The organism is Pseudomonas sp. NPDC089918 (assembly GCF_050280605.1).
Taxonomy (GTDB): Bacteria; Pseudomonadota; Gammaproteobacteria; order Pseudomonadales; family Pseudomonadaceae; genus Aquipseudomonas.
The window spans coordinates 111,969-136,255 of the sequence record NZ_JBNNVP010000006.1 but is presented as its reverse complement, the minus strand read 5'-3'; the positions used below and the strand labels follow the sequence as shown (position 1 = coordinate 136,255).

General features: G+C 50.3%; 23 protein-coding genes. 4 read left to right on the top strand and 19 right to left on the bottom strand.

Annotated elements, in window-relative coordinates:
• Positions 1–183: 183 nt before the first annotated feature.
• The 13 genes from rfbC to ACQKPC_RS06675 all read right to left on the bottom strand — a co-directional run bounded on the left by rfbC (position 184) and on the right by ACQKPC_RS06675 (position 15,309).
• Positions 184–723: a dTDP-4-dehydrorhamnose 3,5-epimerase gene (gene rfbC, locus ACQKPC_RS06735; protein WP_427623751.1), complete on the bottom strand. Its 540-nt coding sequence runs from the start codon at positions 721–723 to the stop codon at positions 184–186.
• Positions 720–1,598, bottom strand: a complete 879-nt coding sequence (gene rfbA / locus ACQKPC_RS06730) for a glucose-1-phosphate thymidylyltransferase RfbA (RefSeq protein WP_123497687.1) — start codon at positions 1,596–1,598, stop codon at positions 720–722. Before rfbA ends, rfbC begins: the two co-directional genes overlap by 4 nt.
• Before the next feature lie 45 nt (positions 1,599–1,643).
• Entirely contained in the window at positions 1,644–2,711 is a 1,068-nt protein-coding gene (gene rfbB / locus ACQKPC_RS06725) for a dTDP-glucose 4,6-dehydratase (RefSeq protein ID WP_063340357.1), read from the bottom strand.
• Entirely contained in the window at positions 2,708–3,835 is a 1,128-nt protein-coding gene (locus tag ACQKPC_RS06720) for a DUF1972 domain-containing protein (RefSeq protein WP_427623749.1), read from the bottom strand. The genes rfbB and ACQKPC_RS06720 overlap by 4 nt, the downstream gene beginning before the upstream one ends.
• Before the next feature lie 4 nt (positions 3,836–3,839).
• Positions 3,840–4,889, bottom strand: a complete 1,050-nt coding sequence (locus ACQKPC_RS06715) for a glycoside hydrolase family 99-like domain-containing protein (protein WP_427623747.1) — start codon at positions 4,887–4,889, stop codon at positions 3,840–3,842.
• 5 nt (positions 4,890–4,894) lie between these two features.
• Entirely contained in the window at positions 4,895–6,007 is a 1,113-nt protein-coding gene (locus ACQKPC_RS06710) for a glycosyltransferase family 4 protein (RefSeq protein WP_427623746.1), read from the bottom strand.
• Positions 6,008–6,009: 2 nt separating this feature from the next.
• Positions 6,010–6,858 carry a glycosyltransferase gene (locus ACQKPC_RS06705; protein WP_427623745.1) on the bottom strand — a complete coding sequence of 283 codons (849 nt, stop codon included), beginning with the start codon at positions 6,856–6,858 and terminating at the stop codon, positions 6,010–6,012.
• Positions 6,858–8,204 (bottom strand): hypothetical protein, encoded by a 1,347-nt coding sequence (locus ACQKPC_RS06700; RefSeq protein ID WP_427623744.1) that lies wholly within the window; start codon positions 8,202–8,204, stop codon positions 6,858–6,860. Before ACQKPC_RS06700 ends, ACQKPC_RS06705 begins: the two co-directional genes overlap by 1 nt.
• On the bottom strand, positions 8,201–9,391 hold the full coding sequence (locus ACQKPC_RS06695) for a polysaccharide pyruvyl transferase family protein (protein ID WP_427623743.1): 1,191 nt from the start codon (positions 9,389–9,391) through the stop codon (positions 8,201–8,203). Before ACQKPC_RS06695 ends, ACQKPC_RS06700 begins: the two co-directional genes overlap by 4 nt.
• Positions 9,392–9,398: 7 nt before the next feature.
• Positions 9,399–10,655 (bottom strand): lipopolysaccharide biosynthesis protein, encoded by a 1,257-nt coding sequence (locus tag ACQKPC_RS06690; protein WP_427623742.1) that lies wholly within the window; start codon positions 10,653–10,655, stop codon positions 9,399–9,401.
• Between the two features lie 255 nt (positions 10,656–10,910).
• A complete protein-coding gene (locus ACQKPC_RS06685) occupies positions 10,911–12,233 on the bottom strand; it encodes a UDP-glucose dehydrogenase family protein (protein ID WP_427623840.1) in 1,323 nt (440 codons plus the stop codon).
• A 307-nt stretch (positions 12,234–12,540) separates the two neighbouring features.
• Positions 12,541–14,769, bottom strand: coding sequence for a polysaccharide biosynthesis tyrosine autokinase (locus tag ACQKPC_RS06680; RefSeq protein ID WP_427623741.1), 2,229 nt, complete (start codon positions 14,767–14,769; stop codon positions 12,541–12,543).
• A 45-nt stretch (positions 14,770–14,814) separates the two neighbouring features.
• Positions 14,815–15,309, bottom strand: coding sequence for a low molecular weight protein-tyrosine-phosphatase (locus ACQKPC_RS06675; protein ID WP_427623739.1), 495 nt, complete (start codon positions 15,307–15,309; stop codon positions 14,815–14,817).
• Between the two features lie 603 nt (positions 15,310–15,912).
• On the opposite strand from ACQKPC_RS06675, the gene galU reads away from it, so the two are divergent.
• The 3 genes from galU to rfaH all read left to right on the top strand — a co-directional run bounded on the left by galU (position 15,913) and on the right by rfaH (position 17,757).
• Positions 15,913–16,746, top strand: coding sequence for a UTP--glucose-1-phosphate uridylyltransferase GalU (gene galU / locus ACQKPC_RS06670; RefSeq protein WP_008074716.1), 834 nt, complete (start codon positions 15,913–15,915; stop codon positions 16,744–16,746).
• Between the two features lie 76 nt (positions 16,747–16,822).
• Positions 16,823–17,254 carry a phosphomannomutase gene (locus ACQKPC_RS06665; protein ID WP_123497705.1) on the top strand — a complete coding sequence of 144 codons (432 nt, stop codon included), beginning with the start codon at positions 16,823–16,825 and terminating at the stop codon, positions 17,252–17,254.
• Complete coding sequence (rfaH, locus tag ACQKPC_RS06660; protein WP_401173505.1) at positions 17,251–17,757, top strand: transcription/translation regulatory transformer protein RfaH; 507 nt, start codon at positions 17,251–17,253, stop codon at positions 17,755–17,757. The genes ACQKPC_RS06665 and rfaH overlap by 4 nt, the downstream gene beginning before the upstream one ends.
• Positions 17,758–17,897: 140 nt before the next feature.
• On the opposite strand, the gene ACQKPC_RS06655 is transcribed toward rfaH, so the two are convergent.
• The gene (locus tag ACQKPC_RS06655) at positions 17,898–18,734 is read right to left on the bottom strand and encodes an undecaprenyl-diphosphate phosphatase (protein ID WP_123497711.1); all 837 of its coding nucleotides are present in this window, start codon (positions 18,732–18,734) and stop codon (positions 17,898–17,900) included.
• A 334-nt stretch (positions 18,735–19,068) separates the two neighbouring features.
• Here ACQKPC_RS06655 and ACQKPC_RS06650 point away from each other — a divergent pair, with 334 nt between their 5' ends.
• On the top strand, positions 19,069–19,485 hold the full coding sequence (locus ACQKPC_RS06650; protein WP_427623737.1) for a hypothetical protein: 417 nt from the start codon (positions 19,069–19,071) through the stop codon (positions 19,483–19,485).
• On the opposite strand, the gene ACQKPC_RS06645 is transcribed toward ACQKPC_RS06650, so the two are convergent.
• From ACQKPC_RS06645 to ACQKPC_RS06625, 5 genes are all read right to left on the bottom strand, one after another.
• Positions 19,479–20,381: a universal stress protein gene (locus ACQKPC_RS06645; RefSeq protein WP_427623735.1), complete on the bottom strand. Its 903-nt coding sequence runs from the start codon at positions 20,379–20,381 to the stop codon at positions 19,479–19,481. The genes ACQKPC_RS06650 and ACQKPC_RS06645 overlap by 7 nt on opposite strands.
• 204 nt (positions 20,382–20,585) lie before the next feature.
• Positions 20,586–21,185: a trypsin-like peptidase domain-containing protein gene (locus ACQKPC_RS06640; RefSeq protein WP_427623839.1), complete on the bottom strand. Its 600-nt coding sequence runs from the start codon at positions 21,183–21,185 to the stop codon at positions 20,586–20,588.
• 330 nt (positions 21,186–21,515) lie between these two features.
• Positions 21,516–22,745 (bottom strand): organoarsenical effux MFS transporter ArsJ, encoded by a 1,230-nt coding sequence (gene arsJ / locus ACQKPC_RS06635; RefSeq protein WP_427623733.1) that lies wholly within the window; start codon positions 22,743–22,745, stop codon positions 21,516–21,518.
• A gap of 9 nt (positions 22,746–22,754) precedes the next feature.
• Positions 22,755–23,759 (bottom strand): ArsJ-associated glyceraldehyde-3-phosphate dehydrogenase, encoded by a 1,005-nt coding sequence (locus tag ACQKPC_RS06630; protein WP_427623731.1) that lies wholly within the window; start codon positions 23,757–23,759, stop codon positions 22,755–22,757.
• Between the two features lie 47 nt (positions 23,760–23,806).
• Positions 23,807–24,169 (bottom strand): metalloregulator ArsR/SmtB family transcription factor, encoded by a 363-nt coding sequence (locus ACQKPC_RS06625; protein WP_427623729.1) that lies wholly within the window; start codon positions 24,167–24,169, stop codon positions 23,807–23,809.
• Positions 24,170–24,287: the final 118 nt, after the last annotated feature.

Below are 24,287 nucleotides of genomic sequence, written 5' to 3'. Positions count from 1 at the left end.
ACCCAATAAGACATTTTCGGCACAAACTCGAGACCTTGAACACCTCGTGCCTGACGCCGATTGTTATTATTAGTCAGGATTTTCCCGAATTCTTATCCCGCAAAGTTCTATGTGAATGAATATCCAAGGCTCAATACATCGGTCATAAATAGTTAATGTTAACTATAGACCATTATTAATCCGTCATTCCCCACTCAACACCGTGCGCAAGCGCGGGTTGCGCAAGTCTTTTTCCGAGAGTACAGGCGACTCCAACGGCCAGGCGATGTCCAGTTCCGGGTCATTCCAGAGCAGACCACCCTCGTCCTCGGGGTAATACAGATCGGTGCATTTGTATTGAAAATCAGCGGTATCACTGAGCACACAGAAACCGTGGGCATAACCCGGCGGCACCCAAAGCTGAAGATGGTTGTCGGCGGTCAACTTGACGCCCACATGTTCACCACAGGTGGGGGATTGGGGATTGATGTCCACTACCACGTCGTACACCGCACCTTGGGTGACCCGCACCAACTTGCCTTGGGGCCGGGTCTTTTGGAAGTGCAAACCACGCAACACGCCATACTGCGAGCGCGAGTGATTGTCCTGGACGAAAGGCAATTCGATGCCGGCGTCGCGATAACGCTGCTGGTGGTAGCTCTCGAGAAAGAACCCGCGGGCATCGCCGAAGATTTTAGGCTCGATGATCAGTACACCGGGCAGCCGGGTATTGATGACATTCATTTTGCGGGCTCCGTATTCAGCACCCGTGCCAGATATTGGCCGTAACCGGTTTTGTGTAACGCGGTGGCTTGTTTATCGAGTTCCGCGGCCGACAACCAACCTTGGTGGTACGCCACCTCCTCCAGACAAGCCACTTTCAAGCCCTGACGCGCTTCGATGGTCTGGACGAAATGCCCGGCCTCCATCAACGAATCATGGGTCCCGGTGTCCAGCCAGGCAAAACCACGCCCCAGCACGCTGACGTGCAGATCTCCGCGCTCCAGGTAGGCGTTGTTCACGTCCGTGATTTCGAGCTCGCCGCGGATCGAAGGTTTGACTTGCTTTGCAATGCTCACAACGTCTTTATCGTAGAAATACAAGCCGGTGACAGCATGGTCGGACTTCGGATGTTTTGGCTTCTCTTCGATCGAGATCGCCTTGCCGTTATCGTCGAACTCGACAACGCCAAAACGCTCCGGATCACTGACTCGATAACCGAAGACGGTGGCACCGGTCTGTCGTTGCGATGCTTCACGCAGCAAGGCGCTGAAGCCATAACCGTAAAAGATGTTGTCGCCCAGAATCAGCGCCACATTACTGTCGCCGATAAAATCCTCGCCGATCAGAAAGGCCTGGGCCAGACCATCGGGAGAAGGTTGTTCGGCATAACTGAGTTCAATGCCGAAAGAAGAGCCATCACCCAACAGGTTCTGGAAGTTGGGCAAGTCCTGCGGGGTGGAGATAATCAATATCTCGCGAATGCCCGCGAGCATTAATACCGACAACGGATAATAAATCATCGGTTTGTCGTAGACCGGCAGCAGTTGTTTGGATACACCACGGGTAATGGGATGCAAGCGGGTGCCGGAGCCGCCCGCCAAAATGATGCCTTTCATATGAGGATTCCCTTCAGAGTTGAATAGAGGCAGGGTTTGAATGGTTCAACCGATATGGCCAAGACGCTCCGGGCGGTACTCACCGTTAAGGACTCGTTGCCACCACTCTTGATTATCCAGATACCACTGAACCGTTTTGAGTAGGCCGCTTTCAAAGGTTTCCTGTGGTCGCCAACCGAGCTCACGCTCGATCTTGCTCGCATCAATGGCGTAACGACGGTCATGCCCGGGGCGGTCGGTAACGAAGGTGATCAGTTCCTTGTATGAGCCCAGCTCTTCATCGCGGGGGCGCAGCTCATCGAGCAGTTCGCAGATGGTTTCCACCACTTGCAGGTTGCGCTTCTCGTTGTGCCCGCCGATGTTGTAGGTTTCGCCCACGGTGCCGCGCGACACTACTTCGAACAGCGCTCGGGCATGGTCTTCGACAAACAGCCAATCGCGGATCTGCGACCCATCGCCATACACCGGCAGCGGTTCGCCATGGATGGCATTGAGAATCACATGGGGGATCAACTTCTCGGGGAAGTGGAAGGGCCCGTAATTGTTTGAGCAATTGGTGACCAGCACCGGCAGGCCATACGTGCGGTGCCAGGCGCGCACCAAGTGGTCGGAGCCGGCCTTCGACGCCGAATACGGCGAGCTCGGCTCGTAGGGCGTGGTCTCGGTGAACAGGTCGTCGGTGCCTTCCAGGTCGCCATAGACTTCATCGGTGGAGATATGGTGGAAGCGAAAGCCCTGCTTCTGCTCCGCCGCCAGCCCCGACCAGTAGCGGCGGCTGGCCTCCAGCATGCTGTAGGTGCCAACGATGTTGGTCTGGATGAAATCCGATGGGCTGTCGATGGAACGATCCACGTGGGACTCGGCCGCCAGGTGCATCACCGCATCGGGCTGGAAACGCGCGAACAGTTCGTGCAACGCCGCCGTGTCGCAGATATCCACCTGCTGGAATTCATACCGGGGGCTGCCCGCCACCGACGCCAGGGATTCGGTATTGCCGGCGTAGGTGAGTTTGTCGATATTGAGCACGCTCACATCCGTGTTGTCGATCAGATGGCGAACGACGGCGGAGCCGATAAAACCGGCACCGCCGGTGACGATAATACGTTGGGTCACTTGCTGTACTCCCTGGGGTACCACTGGATCAGTAATTTTTCATATTGGGAAAGGATGTTTTCCCAGGTGAACTTTTCGTTGAAGCGGCGGGTGCTTTCAGCCTTCATCGCCGCGATCAAATGGTTGTGGTCGTCGCGCAGGTACTTCTCGAACAACTCGGCACAGTCGTGCTCGTCGTCGAAGTACACCGCCGCATCACCGGCGACCCAACGGTTGAAATGGTTGTTATGGGCAATCACCGAGCAGCCGGCGCCCAATGCCTCCACCAGCGAAGGGTTAGTGCCCCCTACCTGATGGCCATGGATGTAAAAGCGGCTGAAAAACCGCAGAGCCCGGACCACCGCCGCCTCATAGATGGCGCCGGGGAAGATCACTTCCTCGCCGGCCGCGTCCATCACCCGCTTGTGGTACTCGTTCTTCTCTGGCGTGAAGTTGCCCAGCACCACCAACTTGTGGTTACGGCGCTTGCTGCTGAAAGCCTTGACGACCTGCAGAAAGGAGTTCTCCGGCTCCGGCCGGGCGATAACCACCGAGAAACCATGGGGCTCCAGCCCGTAACCGGCCAGGGCGGCCGAGTCCGCCTCGTTCACCCGGTCCCCGCCATAGGGGATCATGGTGACCTTCGAATCCTTGACCCGGGTGGACAGGTGATCCTTGATTTTCGGGTGGTCGGCCACCAGGTGGTTGCCGATCCAGCACCCCGCCCGCTCGTTCAGCCAGAACCACGTTTTCGCCACGAGTCCCCACTTCTCCCGCCGCCATTCGATGCCATCCATATTGATGACATTGGTCTGGCCCTTGATCCGCTGCAGAATATTGAACGCCGCCGTGTTGTAGCCAAGGGTTAGAAACAATCCCTTCTGGCCCAGCGCATGAACGGTGGCCTTCCAGTCGAAAAACACCGTGCCCGCCACGCCGGTATTGGTGATCGGGATATGAATCCGATGAACACCCTTCCATTCACTGGTCGATATACCGCCGGAACCCTCTTCCTGGCAGTAGACAGTGACTTTCCAGCCCTGCTTGACCAGGTAGAGAGAGAGCTTTTCGGCGAAGGTTTCGAAACCGCCATGTTTAGCGGGGATCCCACGAATGCCGAGGATATAGAGGTTCTTGGAAATCATACGCTCAGTTATTCTCTCTTAAGATTTTATTAATAAGTTGCAAGTACTCAGTACCGAACTTCTTGCTAGGCTCTATAACAGAGCCTTCGCCATATTCGTTCCAACAGCAAATAACTATATTCCCAAGAGTTTTTTGTGGATTATCCGTAACATATTTTTTTGCTGACTGTAACTGTTCTGAAAATTGCTGTGGCGTACTGGATGAATTATCGTGATCTGGTATTGTGCTGCCACCCCACGGACGCTTATCCCAACCTGAAGTCACAGGAATAAAGTAAGGAATATCACTATTATCAAGAACCCAATCCCATTTTTGCTGATACCCAACGGTTAATTCTTTATAGTTCATGGACAGTCTTGTGTTCTTGATTTCTCCGCGAGACAAATCTTGATAGTTATATGCCGATAATGCGTTATATCCAGAGCTTTCCAGATCCCTTGGGGAGTGACCTTTACCAGGGTTTACACTACCAATAAAATAAATGCCTCCAAAACCGGCTTTTTTAGATGCATGGTTAGCACGTTCCAATAACATTGAAGTGCTATAGCCAAAGCGACGAGCATCGGAGGCAAAGCGCTCCGGCGAAAATATGAAGACGGCAGGTTTTCCATCAACCTTCTTATAGTTGCGATGGGTGAAATAGTGTTTTACCCAATAAGCCACTATTTCATCAAACTGATCCAGGCTGGCTGGGGTATTTGTATGGTTAGCCCACATAACCATAAATTCCATTTTATCTTGAGGTAATGCCATGAACGCATTGATGGCATGCGTTCTAGTAACACCATAAGTATTATCCCAATACCAATCATAGAGTACATAGTCTATTCCGTAGTCACTCATCCATTGCACATGCTGTGCCGTGACTTTTCGGGAGCTTTCTTTATACCACCCGAGCAAAGGCTCTCTGTCCGGGTAAGGTTTGATTTTCGCCCATGGATCTGTGTGCGGTTGGTTCCAGCCAGGGTAATAAAATACACCAACGTCAATTTTAGCCGCAGCATTAGAGCAACTAGAGAACATAATGAATAGTAGAAGAAATACAGTTCTCAAGGCATCTAGTCCTTATTAGTTCTTCCCAGCACAGTTTTTGCAATATTTTCGGCGTATTGGGTTAAGGAAAATTTTGCTCGATATGTTTTTAGCGCTTCGACTGACAACTCCCGATAATTGTAACTACTCGGCGGCGGAAGATTTTTCAGTACTCGGGATAGCGCTGTGCAACTATTCGGCTCGAATACAAAACCATTCTTATCCTGGCATACAATTTCGACCAAACCACCGTGCCCTGCAGCTATGACAGGTAGACCCATAGAGAATGCTTCGATAGCCACCCTGCCAAAGGGTTCAGGCTTGATAGAGGGTACAACTACATAATCAGCCCACGTGTAGTGTTCAGTCGGATCAGTGGCAAATGGAATCAAACTAACAATTCCATTTAATTCAGAGCCTTTGATTCTCTGATACAGTTCAGTCTCAAGATACTCATAGCCTTCGAATGCGCTTCCAACTATGCGCACATCTAAATTAGACAACTGCTCTGGCGCAAGAGAACTTAACGAATCCAGAAAGAATGCCTGTCCTTTCCAAGTATTTATGCGGCCAATTAATAGAATTTTTGTTTTCTGAGTTGCCTGAGAGGCCATCGGAGGCGATGATATTTCTTCTACCCCGTTGTAAATCACATCTCCTTTTAGGTTAAATGCGTTTTTAGTCGCCTGAGAGTTAAAAATCAATCTTGCACCAGACAGTCTTAGCAGTGCTTTGAAAATAAAAATTGATTTGCTTCCTGGAATCTCTCTCACATGACAAAAAAAAGTCTTTTTAGATCCTCGATAAAGCGAGGCGGATATGAGTGCCGAAAACATTACGGTGGTATTGATATATACAATGTCATGTATTTTGTATGACAGGTAGTAGTGCTTCACCGCAGATAACATTTCCCATAGATATCGCAAAGGACGACGGAAACTTTTTTTTCGCAATACACCGAATGGATAGTAGGAAACTGTAGATCCGCTTTTCTCCAAAAGTGGTGCCAGATCTCCGGGAGAAGGAACTATAGAGTGAGTAGCAACATGGCGAGCCAATGCTTCGACAGCACTTAAAAAACTTCTATCCGACCCATAAAGCTCTGAACCCTGATGGAGACAAAGAATCTTGACAGTCATAATTATTTTGCCTTGGCCATAATTGATCGGATGGTATTCAATAACAAAATGTAGCTCAGATTTCTTGTTGTAATAACTCTCTTGGACACGAATGCAAGTACGTAAAGCGAAATTTTAATCCGATGAAATTTCACATCATCAAATACGTAAACCTTGGATAAGATCAGATTTGTCAGCCTTCTTTTCAAAGAGTTGAAGTCTGATAAATTATCGCGCAACGCTGACTCATGCTCCAACGTTGTATTAAGGATAAAAAGAACATCATATATTCTTGCGTACGACAGGAAGAACTTGGTATCCACTCCGTAGAAACTTAACCTCTCGTCGAACTTTAGTTCTTCGACTATGCTTTTGGACAAAACAGTCCCACTCATCATTGCTACTAGGTTAGATGACTTTACAATCCCAACATCTACATCAGATTCTTTGAGAGCGTGTCCTCGAACCCCTGAAATCCGCCCTGGAGAAATCAAATCACCATTGTGCTTTATAAGTGGGATAGCTACCTTTACATTTGACTCGAAAAAGGGAAGCAAACTCAATAGATAGGAATTATCTATAACCGAATCATCATCCAATATTATGTAGTAATCACATTCACCATTATCTTTAATAAGCTCATTGTAAACTATGGAAAGCTTTTTGTTTTCTCTGCTATGATAATAATTAACGTGCCCCAACATCCCTTGGATTGAGCTTAGATCGAATCCGCTCAGCGAATTATCCTGAATACAGTAAGTAGCATCAATTCCATACTTAGAAAAATCCACATCACTCAATGATCGTAGAGTTTTGGAATTTTCCGGCTCAGTCGAGTACAAAACAACGATGAAATTTATTCTAGTATTCATTAATGGCGCACCTCATAGGAAGTTGGGTTTGCCATCCTGAATGGCAGGTTATTCTTTAAATAATGCTCCTTACGCTCTGTGGACAAATGGTTATACGAGAGAAGGAACACAATTAAAAAATAGTACATAGAGCCAGAAATGTGTTGAAAGCTGCACACAAACAAAAACAACGAAAACTGTAAAAGCGTATAGATCCCAAAGCGCTTTTGCTCGAGACTAGGATCTTTTCGAGAAACGCTCATTCTAAATAATGTGTAATACAAAAGTAAGGAAAAAACCCCCAACTCCAGAATGCTATATATATAAAAAGAATCGAATGATCTAGGGTAACTACCTAACCCCCCCCCTAACAATGTCAAATCAGAAAAGAAAGTATTGTACTGAGCTATCCGTCCAAGTGAGGATGCGTCTTTAACTCCGACGTCAGAAGACAGAAAAACAAATAGCCCCGTTACCAGAGAGATAGATGCACCAATAGCCACCGCCTGTTTAGCTTTTCCTGACTTCACCAACTTAAATGAGTATATAAATAGAAGTGCAATGCCTACCATCAAGAAACTGGTTCGCACTTGTGTTATATAGGAGAACACAATGTACGCAACAAGAAGCATACCATCCAAGAAAATTCGCCTGGATTTCTTAAAAATAAGAATATTACAAATTAAATGTATCGCTATGAATCCATATATGTACGCTGCTATCAGCGCAGAAACTAAAAAGCCAGCAGCTCTTAGATTGTCATCACGGACCATCTGATAAGCAAGTTGAGCTTCATTGTAATTACTATTCACCTCCATTTTTGAGTTAAGAAGAGATTGATACCTCCATATATTTTCGTAATTCCCATTGAAGGTCATATACTCGTAGACGGAGTACGCACCATTGAATAACGTAAGAAGCACCACCGTCTTAAATATATGCTCAAACCTTACCCCTTTAACCCCCCCAGCCTCAATCAACACTATTGAAAAGATGATTGGGAGATGAGCACTTCGGAAGTCAATATAAACATTCTTTGGGTTGTATCCTTTGTTCAGACCAATAATTGCGGCAACCGCAATGAGTAAGGCACATGCAAGCAGAGGCTTAATTGCCTTTACTCTAATACGCCCCTGAAGAAATATCTTAAGCAGCGCGGATAATAGAAAAATCTCCGTACCTAGCTTAAAAACAATTACATCTGCTCCGAAGGCCAAACCCAAGTAGTAATTAACGTAGTCGTAGAAAAATATATAAGTAACATAAAATGACAAAAATAGTTTCTTGTTTGCTGTTTTCTCTGAATGGATTAGCGCGGAGGCAGCAAAAAACATTAGCAGAAAAAAAAATTCTGCAGCAATGTTCATGACGTCAGTTCCGATATAAACTCTGTCACTAGGTCTTTTTGTGGGCGGGTGTGTTCCAATATAGATTGCTTTGTAATACCTGATACTTTATCAAAGGCTACAGAGATGTCCTTTGCATGATATTGAGTAGTGAGACCTGGAGCCCCCCACGTTTTAATATACTCTTCTAATTTTTTTATTTGTTTATTGAAGGTTATATAGGGAACACCAAAACTCAACGATGTAATCGTACCGTGCAGGCTTGTTCCAATATACATTGAGGACTTCGAAATCAGCATCATTATTTCATAAACATCTATAACCGGCTCGATCAGAACAACTCTAGCCTTATGTTTTCCAATTAATGCATTACGTATAGTCTTCAACGGCAACAGGTCTTCGTGACCTAACGCGTGTCCAATTGGGCAAAGAACCAAATCAAAACTACTTTTTGACAAAACGGAATCTAAATTTGATATAACTTCGCTTAGATCGTCGGTCTTTTCACATCCCACTTGGAAAAATATATAGTCGTTCTGAATAGATTTATAATGACTGAATGAGTGTTTTCTCTGTTCCATTTCTTCAGATAATAATCTTTCCATGAGAATGGCTGAGTCAGGAACCAATTTCAGCGAAGGTAAATCTCCCTTTTCCGATAGTATGCTAAATGTTTTACGGTCTCTAACACCTATAGCTTTATGGCTCCGTATCTTCTTCTTCAGGAGTCTTCGCTTAGTATCTGTCCACGACGCAATTGCAGCACCACCGACACAGTTCAAAGAGATGTCAATATCCATATTCAACTCTGAAGAGCTAAATGAGAATGGCAAATCGGTAGCACCACCGCATAGGTGCTTCGCTATTTTTGACACGAGCATAGTTCTTCTATCAACCGCTCTAACCAACTTATACTTGTAGATCTTATTAAATGTCGGGCTCAAATACGAGTAAAGGTCCGCCCAACTAGTGCAGAGTGACTCACCGCCCGCGATAATTACATGATCACCGCTTTTGGTCTGTTGGTAAAAGTCCTTAATTGATCTGGTCGGCTTTCCGCTATATTGGGATAGATCGCTATCAATTAAACCATAGTAATTTACTATGGATCCGGATTCAGATTGCAGCGCTTTTTCCAGAATAAGCGGAAACAAAAGGTCTCCGTAGTTGTATCTGTCAAAGGGTCCTACGATTTGATATTGCTTCATGGGCATCCTATTGAGTCTGCTTATTTATGAAAACCTTAAATGCTATGCTCGCGAGGTAAAATAACAATACTGCGACAGCTACATTGATTGCATCAACTTGGTACACACAATAAATTACTACCAAGTAAAGAATACTTGCGGACAACCCAATACAGTTGGATAGCAGTATGACTCTATCAAGATTTTTACAGTAGAGAATATACTGGTAGCCTAAATTTATTGCGTTTGCTAGTAAGGCTCCTAGCACCAACATCAATAAAAGCGGGTTTTGCTGTATATGGAACAGCTGTGAGTTACTAAAAAATGAAGCTGCCACAAGAAATGACGGTATAGCCAAGCAAAAAAAAGCCCCCATGAGAAGAGATATAAATAAAAGCTTTTTGGATACTATTTTAAATTGCGCCTTGTCGTCACCTTTATGAAGAGCTACCAGGACAGGATATATTCTGCTGGGCCCAAAGAACATATATAGAGCGCTCGCCGCCATGCTGAGACTAGTATAAAAAACATAGATCCCTAGCGTCTCCTTGTCGGATGTAGCGTTGATGATGACTCGGTCTAAAACCTGCATTAGCCTAAGGCTTAGTGTTGCCATGAGAAAGATTAAAGCGGTTTTTATCGCGGACACTGACCAGCGATAATCAAGCTTCGGAGTAAAATACCAGGCATTGGTGTATCTTTTTGAAATATATATATAGGTAGCTATGGTGCTGATAGCACCAAATACCAACCACATAGAAAATATATCCGTTAGCTCAACTCGGTATATTTCCAACTGAAATATAATAACCGTTATTATCACCCAAGATGCCGCGCGAAAAAAAAGACTTAAGCTCGCAGCCAGTTGATCTCTTAGTGCGATTAATGTCCTGTAGGACTCTTGACCGAAGTGTTCGACCAACGTAATCCCTAAGAAAAAATAAAGGTACTTGAATTGTAGGGCATGCAGTTGACTCAACAGCAGGGTTATCACCAGGAAGACTAATGATGTAAACAGGTATAGCCCAAGCTGTTTATCAATTAGGACTCGCCATTTATTAGAATCCTCTCCTATCCCTTTTCTATTTACGTATGAGTGTGCCTCAAGCCCTATGAAATAAATTGAATAACTGGTCATAGCCGCAATTAGGCCGTAGTCCCCAAGGTCGGAAAGGCTTAACTTTCCGCCTAGATAAATTACGAAAACGAGCTTGCAGATAAGAGTTATTACTCTGAGCGCCGCTGAGATCAGCTGTGCATTTAGTATTTTTTTTAATAACACCATCGTAACTTTTCGCTTTCTCTACGACAAATTAAAGTACATTCACCTTTTTTCTGAAAGAGCTATATGACCTGGTTGTTAGGCTGGCTAACTGTTCAGAGCCATGTTGAACTCCCTGAACCAGGTCAGTGCATCGCACACTTAATATATCGTCCATTATTAATAGTCGAGTCTTTTATAAGCGATTATCGCTACAACCAAAAGACTCTATAGCGTTGTTTTGTTAGACGGTAGTCATATGTGCGAAAGTTAGCTACTTCACCTGCCGATTGAGTAGTACTCGATCCCAAGATCTTGCATCTTTTTCGGATTAAACAAGTTTCTTCCATCAAACACTACGGGATTGCGAAGCTTCTGAATTATATTATCAAAATCTGGAGCTTTAAATGCTTGCCATTCCGTTATAATTATGAGAGCGTCGCTGTCTTTTAAAGTTTCTTCTTTGGTGCCACAAAGACTTAGATTTTCATGATTTCCATAAATTCGCTGAGTTTCTTCCATAGCTTCTGGATCAAATGCACGCACGTGGGCTCCATGTTTCCAGAGTTCTTCGATTAGAACTCGACTTGGAGCTTCACGCATATCATCCGTATTTGGTTTGAAACTTAATCCCCAAAGCGCGAAAACTTTACCTTCTATTTTTCCGTCGTAATGTTTTAGGATTTTTCTCGATAGAACAGATTTTTGCTCGTGATTTCGTGATTCGACAGACTTTAGAACTTTCGCATCGAAGTCCAATTGTTCCGAAGCCTTAATAAGAGCTTTCACATCCTTTGGGAAACAGGAGCCGCCGTATCCGGACCCCGCGTAAATGAAGTGATAGCCTATTCGCGGGTCCGAGCCGATACCTTTACGCACCATTTCAATGTCAGCTCCGAGCATCTCCGAGAGGTTGGATATCTCATTCATAAAGCTGATTTTTGTTGCAAGCATGCAGTTGGCTGCATATTTCGTCAGCTCAGCGCTGCGAACGTCCATGACAATTATTTTTTCATGATTACGATTAAATGGCGCATATAAATCACGTATGACTGCTTCGGTGTTAGCTTGCTCGGTCCCGACAATTATCCGATCCGGACGCATGCAGTCAGATACTGCAGAACCTTCTTTTAAAAACTCTGGATTCGATGCAACATCAAATGAGAGATCAGTGCGGCCGCGTTCAGAAAGTACGCTCGCAACTCGGTCTCTCACTTTATCGGCCGTCCCAACAGGAACGGTAGATTTGTTAATGATAATACAATTACTTTCAATGTTACTTCCTATTGTTTCGGCAACGGCCAGTACATATTTCAGGTCCGCAGATCCGTCCTCATCAGGAGGTGTGCCTACCGCAATGAATTGAACCTCTCCATGTTTCACTGCAGCTATAGCATCTGTAGTGAATTTCAATCTTCCAGCGCTGTAGTTCTCTTTAACTAAGACTTCCAGTCCAGGCTCATAGATTGGAATAATCCCCTGTTCGAGGTTTCTGACTTTTTGCTCATCTATGTCCACACAAATGACATCGTGGCCAATCTCGGCGAGCACCGCCCCTTGAACAAGACCTACGTAGCCAATTCCGAATACAGTGACTTTCATGATGATTACCTGTGATACAAACGTTGGTTTTTGGCTCACGCCGTCCACTGGAAACCTAAGAGATCCCAGGCTCCTTGATAGCCTTAAAGTTCGGCAATAAGAGTGACCGATGAGAAAGGAAGCGGCATAAGACACGCTACCGCCCCAGGATTTTTCGTCATCTTCCTCAGGACGTGGTGCTTCCATGAAATATCGGTTTGATCCTGCCTATTGGCAAATGATCCGGCGCAGCAATAAACGATAAAAACTCAAGAACAACAGTAACGCCGTCAAACATCTGAACTTATGACGACCTGTTCAGTACTCATCAATTTTTATCGGAGGCGTAGGCATAATTGTAATAACCATAATCACTGTAGCCATATTTATTGGACGCCTTTCTCTCCACGCCGTTAAAAATCGCACCTTTAATGGCGACGCCATTCTGGGAGAACCGGCGGACCGTCAACTCGATTTCTTTCGCCGGGTTCAGGCCATAGCGCGTAACAATCAGATTGGTCCCGGACTGGCGTCCGACGATCGCCGCATCTGTCACCGCCAGTAGTGGCGGCGTATCGAGAATCACCAGATCGTAGAGTTCACTCGCCTGTTCCAATAGCGCGCTGAAATTGGCATGCATCAGTAACTCGGAAGGGTTGGGCGGGATCTGGCCTCGACTAACAAAATCGAAGTTGTCGATTTGGGTCTTATGGATGGCGGTGGCCATATCGCAGCGCCGGGCCAGGATATCGGAAAGCCCATTGTCTGCAGAAGTACCTAACACTTTGTGCAGATAGCCCTTACGCATGTCGACGTCGATCAACAATACCCGTAACCCGGTTTGCGCTATCACCACCGCGAGGTTGACCGATACGAACGTTTTACCCACTTGAGGGCTAGGCCCGGAAATCATCAGGCGGTTATTGTCGGCCTCATGCATGGCGAAGTGCAGACTGGTACGCAAACTGCGCAGTGCCTCAATTGCCAGATCGGTAGGATGGCTGACGGCCAGCAACGTAGTACCTGCCCCGGAGCGCCCTCGTCCGCGGGAGACTTTGTCTTCTTCGGTTTTCTGCAAAATGCTGTAAGGAATCGACGCGTAGACCGGCAACCCAAGTTGCTCGATGGCCTCCGGACTTTCCAGTCCCCGGTTAAGTGCCTTGCGTACCAGCACCAGGGCCACCGCCAGGAAGCCGCCAAGAATAGTGGCGATCAGTACAATCAAGGCTTTTTTCGGTTTGACCGGCTTGAGGAAATTGACATCCGCGGTGTCGATCAGACGCACGTTACCGACGGTGCCCGCGCGCATCACATCCAGTTCCTGAGACTTGTTCAGCAACTGGGTATAAATGGCGGTACCGACCTCTACATCCCGGGTAAGGCTCAGCAGTTCTTGCTGGGTGGAGGGAAGGCCCTCCACCTTGGACGCCAAACTTTTCTGCTTGCTGGTCAACTCACCGATCTGAGTCAACAAGGCGCGATAGGCGGGATGTTGGCGGGTGAATTTGCGGTCCATCTCGGCTTGCTGCAATTTCAACTCTGAAATGCTGGTATCAAGCCCGACAATCTGATCGAGAATGGCTTTGGTTTCGAGCGTGATGTCCACGGACTTGCTGCGCGTCTGGTATTCATTCAAGGCATTCCCGGCTTTTTCCAGGTCCTGCTTGACCACCGGAAGTTGCTCTTTAAGAAACGCCAGGCTCTGCGCTGCTTCAGCTGAAGTGCGCTCTACGTTTTGCCGCACATAAATAGCGGCAATTTCATTGAGGGTTTTAATGGCCTGATTCGGATCTGTGCTTTCCAGCGCCAGCCCGATCATGCCCGACTCTTTGCCGCGCTCGCTTACATCCAAATCCTCTTGGTAATCGAGGATGCTGGTCAGGCGAGAATTGCGGATGATTCTGAAGCGGGTTCCAGGATTGGCGTGCATTTCTTCTATCTGGAACGCAACGCCATTTTGTTCGAAAAGTTGCCCAGTCTGGGTGGCTGCCAATAGGTTTTCGTCTTCATCCACCAAGGTGTAATGACCATTTTCACCCGCGGTCAGAGTCAACTTCTTGCCCAGTTGTGAGTCGGGAAGTTCCAGTTTGAATATCTTCAGCGACTCCCCTCCCCAGGCGAAACTGTTCAACCCCAACAAGGGGTCGGCTATTTCACCGGGATTTTTATTCTGGAACCGACGCGCCAAGAACTCACCGACAACCGGGAAGTACATCGGTTGTATGACAATATCAAGTTTCAGGTTATCGACCGCCTTGCCAATCACCGCACGAGACTTGATCAGCTCGATCTCAGTCGCCGAAGGCGACTCTTTCCCCAACATGCTGCCGACATCGGAGAAACCCAACAAATCGTTCTTTTTCGCTTCAACCTGCAACAGCGCATTCGCCTGGTATACCGGGGTCGCAATCACCGCGTACGCGGCCCCAGCCACCATGAAGGCGCCGGTAACCGCGGCAATCAGCCATTTATGGTCGATAAGTGTTCCAAACAAGCCGAGAAGATCAATCTCGTCATTGTCGTCGTCCCGCACGTTAACTACCGGTGCTTGCTGCATAAGTCGGATTCTTTGCCTGTATTACGATTCAAAAAGGAGTGGCCATCAGCGCGCCAGGCGCTGTGCCCATGCGAGTACGGCTTCTTCGATCAACGCATAAGCGTGCACAAATGCAGGTTTGCCTTGACGGTAGGGGTCGCTGATTTCGCGATCGTCTTGCCATTTGCCCAATAGCAACACTTTGCCTCGCGCTTCAGGGGCAATGTTGAGTACCCCGCTGACATGTCGCCGCTCCATCACCAGAATCAAGTCCGCCTCGCTGACGGCTTGAGACGTGAGCTGAACGGCCTGGTGCTCATGGGGCAGATGACCGTGCTCCGTGAGTACGGCGTGTGCCGTCGACTCGATGGGTTTGCCCGCCAAGGCAGCGAGGCCAGCCGAACTGACCTTGATATCGGAATGAACGAGAGCCCCGCGCAGCAGATGCTCCGCGGTGGGACTGCGGCAAATATTGCCGACGCAGACAATCAAAACCCTTTTAAGCAAGATAACATTCCCCGTCTTGTCAACATTGGCGGTGACATAGCACTTGCCGAACATAAGAGCTTTAAACTACGAATGAATCCGGGTATTTATAACCCCGGTAACTGCAGCTGAGACTTTCAAACCATCAGTGCGTATTTATTACCATGACGTTTGAACAGCCCCCAACTTTTTCTTCAGACAAAAAATAACATTTCACTCTTTGAGCACTGAAAATAACAGTTCGACAATTTATCCAGACAATTTCTAACAATTGCCGTTTTCCCGCGACCGTTCAATCTAAATTACACCGAAATAGCGAGTGGCTAATATATAGTCGCTCCGTTAGTGAATTGCCAGGGCGTCAGATATTCGGTTAGAAGTTGGGTAAGAGATGCCTTGGGCAATAACTTTATTTATAGCGGGTTGCGTCAGAAGCATGCGGTGGAATAACCAGGCATGCTCGCCGACCAAGCGACCGCGCGATCTTTCTCTCTGCCTGCGCCTTGCGAGAAACATGGCGTACTGGCCTTTCGCTGCTCATGCAGCGTTGCCAACATTTTTCGCGAGTGAACGAGCCATTTAGAGCCCGCACTCTCCAGCGTTACCGGTTCCGACAACCCGTCGAACCTTTCCTACTGCCATTAGCCATTCCATCTGTCTACTTTCAAGGACGCTTCCATGATTCGTAAATGCCTATTCCCCGCTGCCGGCTATGGGACCCGCTTTTTGCCCGCCACCAAGGCCATGCCGAAGGAGATGCTGCCGATCGTCAATAAGCCGCTGATCCAGTATGCCGTCGAGGAAGCGCGCGACGCCGGCCTGCAACATATGGCCATCGTCACCGGCCGGGGCAAACGAGCGCTGGAGGATCATTTCGATGTCAGCTTCGAGCTGGAACACCAGATTCGTGGCACCGATAAAGAGCGGTACCTGGAAGGCACTCGAGAGCTGATCGATACCTGCACTTTTTCCTATACCCGCCAGGTAGAGATGAAGGGCCTGGGTCACGCGATTCTCAGCGGTCGTTCGTTGATCGGTGATGAGCCATTCGCCGTGGTGTTGGCCGACGACCTGTGCCTGAACCTTGAGGGCGATGGCGTACTGGCGCAAATGATCAAGCTCTATCAGCAGTTCCGCTGCTCGATCGTGGCCATTCAGGAAGTGCCGCGTGAGCAGACTCAAAAGTACGGCGTGATTGCCGGCGAGCTGATTCGCGAAGGTATTTACCGGGTCAACAGCATGGTCGAAAAGCCCCGCCCGGAAGACGCCCCATCCAACCTGGCCATTATCGGCCGGTACATTCTGACGCCCGATATCTTCGACCTGATCGCTGACACCGAGCCTGGCAAGGGCGGTGAAATCCAGATCACCGACGCCTTGATGAAGCAGGCCCAAAATGGCTGCGTGCTGGCTTACAAGTTCAAGGGCCAACGCTTCGATTGCGGCGGCGCTGAAGGTTACATCGAAGCCACCAACTTCTGTTTCGAGCACCTGCATCAGAACACCTGGTGACGGCGCTGAACCCTGACAAACGTGTGCGTTATCGAATTGATTTTTTGGTCTTTATTACCCTATGGACGAAGCCTCTATGAAGACATTGAGCGGTTTCAAGGCAGATGACAGTCGCCGCCCGTATGGCGCTGACCTTAAGAACAACCTCGCGTACCTCATCGTGCGCGCCTACGCGTCGGAGCTGATCTTTCCCCGGGTGCAGAAACAGCCGGTGCTGCTGGTGGAACGCATCGGTGCCTTCCCCTCCTCCGGGGAAATCCGCCGTCAGGTCAAGGATGGTCCGGCGTTAATGGCGAGCATCAGGCAGCGTTACGCCGCCGACGCCCTCGACATCGACGAGAGCGATGGGCTGAACCTGGTCTTTGCCGACTGGCGTCTCAGCTTGCGTCTTCTGGACGATGATGGCGTGACGTGCCTGACCGTGGAAAGCCGCGGCGACAGCTCGCTCATGCAGCACAAAACCGCCGAAGTGCTGAAGCAGATCGACGCAGAGGAGGCATTTAAATGAACGCGATTGCAGAGCACACCGCCAAAGCCTGGTACCTGCTTCAGTGCAAACCCAAACAGGATGAGCGCGCCGAAGAACATTTACAGCGTCAGGGCTATGCCTGTTTTCGTTCGACCTACCGGCGTGAGCGCGTTTTGCGCGGGCAGCGTCGTGTGATCAGCGAGTCGCTGTTTCCTGGCTATCTGTTTATCCAGCTGAGCCTTCAGGACAGTTGGGGCCCGCTGCGCTCGACCCGCGGTGTTTCGCGAGTCGTCGGGTTCGGCGGTCAGCCACTGCCGATCCGCGATGCACTGATCGACGAGCTCCAGGAGCGAGACAGTCAGGCGATCGTCACAACGTTGTTGAGGCACGGAGATACGGTGCGCATCACTGAAGGCCCGTTCTCCGATCTCGAGGCGGTGTTCCTGGCCATGGATGGCGAGGAACGGGTGCTGTTGATGATGAATTTCCTGCAGCGTGAACAGCACATCAGCTTGCCACTGGCAGGGGTTAACAAGATTTAGATCCACTCAGCGTCTTGAGTAAAAGAACCTGTGGCGAGGGAGCTTGCTCCCGTTTGAGCGCCTGGCACTCACAAAAATCGGCTGGCAGATTTTTGGGGCCGCTACGCAGCCCAACGCGAGCAAGCTCGCTCGCCACAGACCTACGCCCCTTCCGAGAGATGATTCCAGTCGATCCAACCCAAAAACCATGTCGCCAGAATCAGCAAACCGAACGCAATCCGGTACCAGGCAAACACCGCATAACTATGATTGGCGATGAACTTGAGCAAACCGCGCACGGCAATCATCGCAAAGAGGAATGCGGCAACAAACCCCAAGGCAAACACCGGCAAGTCTGCGGACTGGAACAGGTCGCGGTACTTATAGCCCGAGTACACCGCGGCCCCCACCATCGTCGGCATCGCCAGGAAGAATGAAAACTCGGTAGCCGTCTTGCGTGACAGGCCAAACAGCAACCCGCCGATAATCGTCGAACCCGAGCGCGAAGTGCCGGGGATCATCGCCAGGCACTGTGCGCAACCGACTTTCAAGGCATCGGTCCAGCGCATCTCGTCAACGTGATCGATAACCACCACATGCTCACGTTGCTCGGCCCACAACATGATGATTCCACCTATCACCAGCGCCACGGCAACGGTGATCGGGTTGAAAAGATACTCATGGATTTTGTCGGCGAACATCACCCCCAGAACAACCGCCGGCAAGAAACCGATCAACAAATTCAGCGTGAAACGTTGCGCATTACGCTGGGTTGGCAAACCGGTAGTGATCTCCAGAATCTTGCGACGAAACTCCCAGACGACCGCCAGAATAGCCCCCAACTGGATGATGATATTGAACGCCATGGCTCGCTCACCGCCGAAGTCGAGCAAGTCCGCGGCAATAATCTGGTGTCCCGTGCTGGAGATGGGCAAAAACTCTGTGAGCCCTTCAACCAACCCTAGAATCGATACCTGCGTGGTGGTCCAGAAGTCCATTAATCCCCCGTTAAACCCTCTCGGCTGAAAGGTCTGTTGATGATGCCGAACATTTGATTCTGGTCGCGATTAAGCCTGTCGGACCAGCGGAGGATTAAAGCGCACTCTCTGCCTGCTTGAGCTAAACGTTATAAAACGTCCATGTCGCAGCGCCGGGTCCGCGCTCCTGAAATACCCTTCGGCCCAAGAACGTCTGAGAATGAAATTCTTTTGCAAAATCGGCACTTGTATATCGCGAATTCATGGATGCCACTCATCGTCGGATCGTTGACGTTTCGGCTTTGGGCGCGCGCAATGTTCTACCCAAAAATGATCGCCCAAGAGAAAACTCCATATGGCAAAGATCATAGTACTCGCCGGTGACTTCCCGCAGTGCGACGGGGAATATCACCTTGGAACCATCACCCTCAAAACGTCCCTCAAACCCCGGCTTGGAACCAGCTTCCCGGTCTCGGAGTTTAAAGATCTAACCGTTCAGAACACTGATTCCAACAAAAATATAAAGAGCGCCATAGGCCTGGGCCTCGCGGGTGCCATGTTGCTCGGTCCCGTCGGCGCCATCGCCGGCTATCTGCTCGCCGGAAAAAACACCGAGGTGACCTTTATGGCCACAATGAAGGACGGTGCAAAGCTGCTCGCGGCGACCGACAGTGCCACCTTCCGGGATATCTCGGCACGCGCCCTGAAAAAACCCCGAACCGGCCGCCGAGGCCCCCTTTCCAGCTCACTTAACAACGGACCCATTCATTGATCCGCTTGCCCGGCGACGGCGAGAATGTTGCAGGGCACCCGATACAGAACATGCTCCGTGGTACTGCCCACCCACTTGTCCAGCCCCTTGCGATGGGCATTGCCCATGACGATCACGTCGGCCCGGTGATGTGCTGCAAAGTCGGCCAATGCTTTGCCTGGCGGCCCTGCAACGAAGTGTTGCCGTTCGGTGGGCACGCCGTAGTGATCGGCCAACGTGATGAATGACTTGTGCAAAGACTTGCGCACGTCGCTGTTGAAGCCGGGCATCGTCACTGCACCCGCGCCCGCATCGGATATATGTGTCTGCGATAGATCGTAGGCATACAGCAGATGCATTTCTGCATGGCATTGCGTTGCCAATTCGTTCGCAGCCTGGATGATCAGGTCGTTGATTCCAGTGATCTGAGTCTCTGGATGCGACGGATCGACGGCCGCCACAATCACGCGTGGAAGTGGGCAACTGACTTCGCTGACCAGATGCACAGGCACCGGACATTCACGCAGCAGATGCCAATCCAGAGGCGTGATGAAAACGCGTTTGAGCGCCGACTCATGCTGCACGTCCTTGATCACCAGATCCGCCTGCGTTGTTGTCACGTGCTGAAGGATCTCTTGCAACGCGTCGCGTGTGAAAAGCACCTCGGTACTCAGGTTGATCCCGCGCCCACGGATCAGATCGGCTTCATCGTTGAGCCATTTTTCGTTCTCTTGCTGGCAAGCCTCACGAAACCGCGCACTGGCGTGGATCAAACCCAAGATGTTGAAATCTTCGATAAACACCGTGATATGCAGCGCTGCGCCCGTGGCCTCGGCAATGGCGACGGCCCGCTGCAGTGCCGGCGTATGACGCATGGTGGGGCCGGCTATTAGAAAGAGTCGTTGATATTGGCTCATGTCACACCTCCAAACGTTCTGGGATATCTGCTAGCCCCCCAGCCTTTCGTCTGTCGCACCGCCAGCGATCTGCTATCGCCGCAATGATCTGGATCGACACAATCAATATACGCCTGGATTCAACTAACCAGCCATGATGGGGTTCATCATACCCACTACGATGAACCCCATCCCGACGGTCAATTGATTGACGACAATTCAACGTTACTTCTTCGCGTACTTCGCGCCGTGCGGATCGTTAAGTTTCACCTGCATCAACTCCCATTCACGCTGAATGATCGAGTAAGGGATAAAGACGCTGATTCTCTCAGCCCCCTTTAACCCAGGGTGAAAACTCACATCATTAAAAGAGGTGGAGAAAAAACCGACATTGATACCGACAATGCTACCGTCATTGGCGATGACGGGACCACCCGACATCCCCTTTATTATCGGGGCATCATGAATGGCATAGCGTTCGCCGCTGCCTTCATTGCTATTGATGAAAGGCGCCGAATACACCTTGCCTTGCCCGCTGACGGTGGTCATGTAGGGGCTCGCCCCCACGGCGGTGATGTGTTCACCCACACGCGGTGTGCGCCATGACGGGTAGCGGCCGTCGGCCTTGTGCTGGATGAAGACAAGGTCGCAACCGGTGCTGCAGCTGTATTTCACGTTGCGGATGAGGGGGGTGTGGCGAGTGGTGACGGCATAGTCTTCGTTCCATTGCACGGCCGAGGCCATGTACAGATAAGGCAAAGGAAAGCCCGAGAAGACTGAAAAGTATGAATCATTGGCAGGCCCCGACAAGTCGGGCTTTACCATACCGTTGCATCCTGCAAGAACAGCTCCTATTAAAAAGTAGGTCATGAATTTAATCATGATGATCACCGACTTATAAGGAGGATTGGATTTTTATTGTGGGGAAACTTTTGGTTGTCAGGTTCTTGTAGTTTTCCTCGCAACCCGGTCTGGTTGGTTATTTATGGCTTAAGTTTCAATAAATGCGTATGAATAAATTGTGCTAAGACTAATTACTTTTTGATCCATATAAGAAACTTCAACTATTTGACGCCTGAAAAATGGCACCCACATAATAAGCACACTAGAAATTAAACTTTCTTACTTGGTGTAAAGCCCATGAAACAGCGGCTTTCAGGGTAGTTGAATCGCCTTGGCATGCCGGGGTAACGCCACAGAAATCAGCGCTGCGAAAATAACAAATGCGCTGGATATCCATAAACACGCCCCCAGCCCGAAAGCCTGATAAACCCAGCCAGAGAGCACGGTGCCGATCAGCCGCCCCATGGCATTGGACATGTAGTAAAAACCCACATCCAGCGACACGCCGTCTTCCTTGGCATAGGACACGATCAGGTAGCTGTGCAGAGAGGAATTCACCGCGAACAGCGCACCAAAGACCATCAACCCGCCTAACAGCATCGCCTGTTGCGACAACCCGGTGTTCAGGCCCAGAGCGATTGCCGCGGGCAGGCCTGCCAGAGCAAATGCCCACAGAAAGGCAGCGCGACCATCAGGAACATGCCCCCGTTTCTTGCCAGTGATTCGCGGCGCGAACGATTGCACGATGCCGTAGCCGATCACCCAGGCCGCGAGGAATCCACCGACCTTCCAGAAGTCCCAGCCAAAGACGCTGCTCAAGTACACCGGCAAAGCCACGACAAACCAGACATCGCGAGCACCGAACAGAAACATCCGGGCCGCCGACAGAATGTTGATCGCCCGGCTTTTGGAAAGGATGTCGCGAAACCTGGGCTTGGCTTTGGCCTTGCCCAAATCCTTTTTCAACAGGACCAAACTGCTGACCCAGATCAGCGCCAAGACACCCGCCATGGCCAGCAATGCCCCTTTGAACCCGATCAGGGCGAGCAATGCCCCGCCAAGAAAGAAACCAACACCCTTGAGTGCATTCTTCGAGCCGGTGAGGATGGCTATCCATTGGTAAAGCGTGCCCTGCTGCCCCTCGGGCACTAACAGCTTGATCGAGCTTTTGGCGCTCATCTTGTTCAGGTCTTTGGCGATCCCCGACAGCGCCTGCGCGCCCATCACCCAAGGAATCGTCAGCCAGGCCACTGGCACCGTCAGCATCAACAACGCCACAACCTGCATCCCCAACCCGATGTTCATGGTCCGGTTCAGGCCCAATCGAGCGCCGAGATAACCGCCCAGCAAATTGGTGATCACGCCAAAGAGTTCATAGAACAGAAACAACGCCGCGATTTGCAGCGGGCTGTAACCCAACGCGTGAAAGTGCAGCACCACCAACATGCGCAAGGCACCGTCGGTGAGGGTGAAGGCCCAGTAATTGCCCGTCACGAGCAGGTACTGCCGCACTTGAGGCGTGAGGGCTGACAACGCTTTCATCACCGCGCCTTAAACGGCCAGGCCGACCATTCTGGCCAGTTCGACGGTGCGATTCGCGTAACCCCATTCATTGTCATACCAGGCATAGAGTTTGACCTGGGTGCCATTGATGACCATGGTCGACAGCGCATCGATGATCGATGAGCGCGGGTCGGTGCGGTAGTCGATGGACACCAGCGGACGCTCCTCGAAACCGAGAATGTCTTTCAGTTCGTTCTCGGACGCGTTCTTGAGGAACTGATTCACTTCTTCGACGGTGGTGACGCGCTCGACTTCAAAGACACAATCGGTCAGCGAAGCGTTGGCCAACGGTACGCGCACGGCGTGGCCATTCAGACGCCCGCGCAGTTCCGGGAAGATTTCGGCAATCGCGGTGGCGGAGCCGGTGCTGGTCGGGATCAAACTCATGCCCGACGCCCGGGCACGGCGCAAATCCTTGTGGGGTTGGTCGAGGATGCTTTGAGTGTTGGTCAGGTCGTGGATGGTGGTGATCGAGCCGTGGCGAATGCCCAGTTTCTCGTGGATCACCTTCACCACCGGCGCCAGGCAGTTGGTGGTACACGACGCGGCGGTGACAATGCGATGTTCCGCCGGGTTGAACAGCTGATGGTTGACGCCCATGACGATGTTCAGCGCGCCCTGCTCCTTCACCGGAGCGCTGACCACCACGCGCTTCACGCCTTGGTCGAGGTAAGCCTGAAGCACCGCGACGGTCTTCATCTTGCCGCTGGCTTCAATCACCAGATCGCAGCCCGACCAATCGGTGTCGGCAATCGCCTTGTTGGCCGTTACCTTGATGCGTTTGCCGTCGATGACGATGTTGTCGCCCTCGGAGTCGGCCTGGTCATTCCAACGGCCATGCACCGAGTCGAAGTTCAGCAGGTGCGCATGCGTTGCCGCGTCACCTGCCGGATCGTTGATCTGCACGAATTCAAACTCTGGCCAGCGCCAGGCTGCTCGCAGAGCGAGGCGACCGATGCGGCCAAAACCATTGATGCCCACTTTGATAGTCATGTTGGTGTGCTCTGTTTCTGTTGTCAGGGGTGGCGCTTTGGGAATCATCAAGCCGGGCAGCAAGCCGCTGCCCGTTCAGGACGGTCACCCATGTCTTCAAGGCGTTTGGCATCCGGGCTCAACCAGTGCTTGTTGGCTTCGAGCACCAAGGTCAGCACCTGATGCACCCAGTCCGGGAGATTCGGGTGCAGCCGGTAATAAACCCATTGGCCCTGCCGACGGTCCGAGAGCAATCCGCCTGTGCGCAACTGCGCCAGGTGCCTGGAGACTTTGGGCTGGCTCTCATTCAACGCACAGGTCAGCTCGCAGACGCACAGTTCACCCTCTCGGGCGATGAGCAGCATCATGCGAACCCGGTTGTCGTCAGCCAGGCATTTGAAAACAGTGGTCGGCGTCAGTTGGTCAGCCATTGGGTTTCTCAGCGTTTGGTGTACACGCGGTGCGAATGAATACAGGCATATGCGTTTTACCGAATATATGTTTCCCCGCATGTACGGGTCAACGGCAAATGTATCGGCTCCGTGTGCG